The sequence below is a fragment of the Methylocaldum sp. genome (assembly GCF_039794385.1).
Classification (GTDB): domain Bacteria; phylum Pseudomonadota; class Gammaproteobacteria; order Methylococcales; family Methylococcaceae; genus Methylocaldum.
The window spans coordinates 1-4,245 of sequence record NZ_JBDIVO010000381.1; the positions used below are offsets into that span (position 1 = coordinate 1).

Annotated in this window: 5 protein-coding genes; 3 read left to right on the top strand and 2 right to left on the bottom strand. The window is 50.3% G+C overall.

The genetic code is table 11. The annotated features are described in order from the left end of the window. The coding region (locus ABJK70_RS21135) for a LysM peptidoglycan-binding domain-containing protein (protein ID WP_347259026.1) at positions 1 to 659 on the top strand (659 nt) is incomplete at its 5' end. Positions 660 to 701: 42 nt separating this feature from the next. Here ABJK70_RS21135 and ABJK70_RS21140 read toward each other — a convergent pair. Further along, on the bottom strand, positions 702 to 2,078 hold the full coding sequence (locus ABJK70_RS21140; protein ID WP_077727967.1) for an AMP-binding protein: 1,377 nt from the start codon (positions 2,076 to 2,078) through the stop codon (positions 702 to 704). Between the two features lie 301 nt (positions 2,079 to 2,379). Between ABJK70_RS21140 and ABJK70_RS21145 the strand changes: the two genes are divergently transcribed. After that, a complete protein-coding gene (locus ABJK70_RS21145) occupies positions 2,380 to 3,162 on the top strand; it encodes a serine protease (protein WP_133716949.1) in 783 nt (260 codons plus the stop codon). A 112-nt stretch (positions 3,163 to 3,274) separates the two neighbouring features. After that, positions 3,275 to 3,634 carry a ribosome silencing factor gene (gene rsfS, locus ABJK70_RS21150; protein WP_077727969.1) on the top strand — a complete coding sequence of 120 codons (360 nt, stop codon included), beginning with the start codon at positions 3,275 to 3,277 and terminating at the stop codon, positions 3,632 to 3,634. Between the two features lie 249 nt (positions 3,635 to 3,883). Here the strand turns inward: rsfS and ABJK70_RS21155 are convergent. Then, positions 3,884 to 4,245 (bottom strand): septal ring lytic transglycosylase RlpA family protein (locus ABJK70_RS21155; protein ID WP_347259027.1); only part of this gene is annotated, 362 nt, incomplete at its 5' end.

Below are 4,245 nucleotides of genomic sequence, written 5' to 3' on the forward strand. Positions count from 1 at the left end.
AACAAAGCCAACCTCTAGATGGGGGGCGCCCATCGATCGCTGACGAGCTGATCGCTGCGCGGGACTCGAAATTGGCAAATGCTGACGTTGCTTGGGAATCCGGCAGGGCACATGGCAGTTACTCCGAAAAGAACGGTAAGTTCCAGAAGGTGCGAAAAGGCAAATTAGAAGAAAAAGCACGCCGTGGTCGGGGCGTCGTATCTTTTGCGTCCAAGCCTTCTGGCAAAGTAATCGGGAAAATCAGAGGCGGGGACAGTGTTGCGGCAGTTTCCGCAAAAGGAAAATCTGCTGAGTCTCTAAATAAACGGTCGACTTATACCGTTCAGCCGGGTGACACGCTTTGGTCTATCGCAAGGAAACATTCCGTTGATGTTGAGCAGTTAGCTAAGTGGAATGGTGTATCGGCAAAAACTGGCGTCAAGGCTGGCCAAAATTTAGTGCTTTGGAACAAGGACGCCGCCAAGAAGCTGGCAATCGCTAGTTCTGGGATTAAGTCTTCGCAGTCGATTAGTTATACCATTCGGCAAGGCGATACGCTGTTTTCCATCTCGAAACGATTTAAAGTCAGTGTGGCTGACTTGCGCAAGTGGAATGGTTCTAAGATCGAGAAACACATTCAGCCGGGCACAAGTATCATGGTCCAGGTCGAGAGGGACTAGCAAAAATATCTTGGTTTTGTAAGAGTGCCCTCAAAGTGGAGATCAGGATCGGATCTCCAGCTTTTCCGGCAACGGCACATGGCTGGTAACGTAACGGTATTTTCCTGAAGCCTCCGGCGGTAGGTTATCCACCGTATTGACCTCTACCCGTACGTCTCGTCCCATCCTGCTCTGCAGCTGTTTCACGATTTCATCCTTTGCGCTCTCGTGCCAGATGGGGCTTGGAACGACCATAACATCAAGTTGAGTTGTTGATGGTTGAATAATCTTGAATTCGTGAACCCCTTCGATTGCACGTAGCACATAGATGACCGCCAGGGCGTGCATGATCGTTCCATCGGGGCGAACTACGAAATCGGTGGTTCTGCCCATGATCTCCGAGATCACATGTAAGCCACGACCTACGTTGCACAATTCGTCGGTTTGTCGTGCCATATCGCCGGTGCGGTAACGGATAAACGGTTGAGCCTCCGAACATAAGTTTGTGACAACAACTTCTCCAATTTCACCGGGGGCGACGGGCATCCCGTTATCGTCCAAAATCTCGACAATGAGGCTTTCGCTGTTAACCAGCATTTGGCCTTGCGGCGATTCGAGCGCAATCAACCCACCGTCGCGGCATCCATATTCATTCGATACAGGTTTATCGAAGACTTCCTCGATTAACGCTCTCTGTTCAGGAAATAGGGGCTCTCCGGTGGTGCACACAACTTTGAGGCGTGACAACTTCGGGACCCTGTTCCGGCTCTTTGCGTAGGATGCCAAGAGACTCAAACTACTCGCGTAGCCATAGATGCAGGCGGGATTAAATGATTGAATTATTTTGAGATAATCGCTCATCCTGCTCTCCGACATCTCAAAGGCATTCAGAAGCAATTGATTAAAGAGTCGATCCCGTATTTTTTTAACAAGATCTGTTTTATTGAGTTCTACAGGCGCCCCCCATAAAAACACTTCGGGTTCACCAACTTCTATCTTCCACCATCGGCGTGCGCGCATGCGCGAGGCGGCATCAGCAGCTTGCCGCTTTCTGCCGAAATAAAAGATCAACGGTTGGCCACTTGACCCTCCTGTATTGTAGCGATGCGCGCCTCCCGGAACGTTTTTCCAAACTATGCGATCTCTGTTAACGGACGCGTCCGCCTTGTTCATTGTCGGCAAGCGGCGAAGATCGTCGAAGGTTAGGTCGCGACTGGCGGTTAAGTCGAGGCCCGACGCACGGATTCGTTCCGCATGCCAAGGGCTATGATCATCGGCTATGTGCAACAAGGCCAGCAATTTCTCCATCTGCATCCTTTCGACCGCTTCACGCGAAAGCCACTGTGTTTTTTCCAATTCGGCTAGATAGGTAAACGTGGGGCGGCTTACCATCCGTTCATGAACAGGGTAGACCAACCATTTGACGAGGTTTGGATGCATCGTAGAAGAGCGCTGTATAGGAGTAATTATTAGTGTGGACTGCCGATTGCTTGCGAATCGCGTCCAAATGCCCTAAGTGTATAAACACGTTTGGCCTAAAAGTCTCGTGGCCCACCGGATTGCCACGAGAGGTTATTCCGCGTAGGAGCGATTCTTGTAAACCAGGCCAGAGTGAATGGCAAGCTCTTCTTTTCTCACTAAGCGCATTGACGAATAGTGCCTAATCATAATAGAAACAGAACCTGAGCCGATCGATTCATCGGATAATTGTTAGTGGCGAATTCTTTCCTTACAGATTTGAATGCGACTCAAGAATTTGTGTCTAGCCGGTATCGGAATTTTCAGTACAAGCTTAGGCTTTAGCGCCAAAATTCATGCCGACGAACTGCCCGATATAATAGAAAAGATTAAACCGGCCATCGTCGGGATCGGAACTTATCAAAGAACGCGAACCCCGCCGGCGATCTTCCGGGGGACTGGTTTCGCGATTAGCGACGGCTTGCACATCTTGACGAACGCACATGTTCTTCCGGAAGCGATTGACAGATCAAAATTCGAAATGTTGGCTGTTTTCACTCGCGACGGCGAAAAGCAAAGCGTGCGACAGGCTATTGAAATTGCAACGGATGAGTCTCATGACATTGCTGTGCTAAGAATCGGCGGGTCGCCTTTGCCATTTATGCGATTAGGAGACTCGAGTAAGGTTCGGGAGGGAGAGTCATACGCCTTTACGGGATACCCGATCGGCATGGTTCTGGGACTTAATCCGGTTACACATCGGGGAATCGTTTCTGCCATAAGTCCCATCGCGATCCCGGCACATACGTCGCAGCGGCTGAACCCCAAAATCATCCGTCGACTTTCCGAGCCCTACGATGTTTTTCAGCTCGATGCGACGGCTTACCCGGGAAACAGCGGGAGTCCGCTGTACGATGTCAAAAGCGGTAGCGTTGTTGGGATAATTAACAAGGTCTTTGTCCAGGAGACGAAAGAGAATCTTCTTGAGCGGCCGAGTGGAATTAGCTATGCAATCCCGATTCGCTACGCCGTGAGCTTATTGAACGAGAATGGCATAAAACGGTAGAGACTCTAAGGTCGTGGGGCGCGTTCAAGGGAGATTTTCGCGGCATTTTCCGGTCCTAGAGAATGACAAATGACGATAATTCAATTGGGAGAAAATCCTTTTGCATAGACACATGACTACAGATCAATTGTTGCAGGTTGTATTGCTGGCTTTAGATGATGGCAAGGGTAAGGACATTAAAGTAATAGACGTTCGGAAAAAAACCGGCATTGCAGATTTTATGGTAATCGCTAGCGGTACTTCGGAACGGCACGTGAAATCACTGGCTGAGCACGTGATTGACGAGGCGAAAAATAACGAGGTCCAGCCGCTCGGCGTCGAAGGGCAGGGTGGTGGCGAGTGGGTCTTGGTGGACCTGGGGGATGTGATCGTCCATGTGATGAAGCCTCAAACGCGAGAGTTTTATCAGCTCGAGAAATTCTGGCAGGCTGATTATTCGCCGCTTTATGCGGTGGCCAGTGCGGCGCATTGAACGACTTCGATGTGGTCGTTTCGCCTGTTGAGAGATGTCATGAAGTAAGCAGATGACGAGGGGGAAATCAGTGGGATTACCGGTTTACCTCGTTCTGGGCTCGATTTTCAGACCCGTTTTGATACGGTTCGGGTGCATTGCCGTTTGTGCATTGTGCGGCGAAAGGGGACAGTGACCGTTTGAGATCACTAGGACGACGTTTTTTCGAAGATGTCGATCGCAAGCTTTCGAAGCGTTGAGAAAGAGGATCTAATCAAGCGCCATCACCTCTACCCGAGCCGTTCCTTTTATGCCAAGTGCTTTGGCGGCGGCATGGGACAGATCGATTAGTCTACTCGTGATGAATGGCCCACGATCATTGACGATCACCTCCACTGATCGTTTGTTTGTTAGATTGGTCACTCGCACCCGTGAAGGCAAGGGAAGTGTGCGATGCGCGGCGGTTAGTGCGTTGGGGTTGAAGCGTGATCCCATAGCTGTCCGATGCCCAGATTCCCATCCATACCAGGATGCCACTCCTTTGGCTTTATAGCCTCTGGCGCTTTTCAACGGGTAATACGTTTTTCCTTTTACCCGATACGGTTGGTTATAGCTCTGTTTTCGGGGGTGTC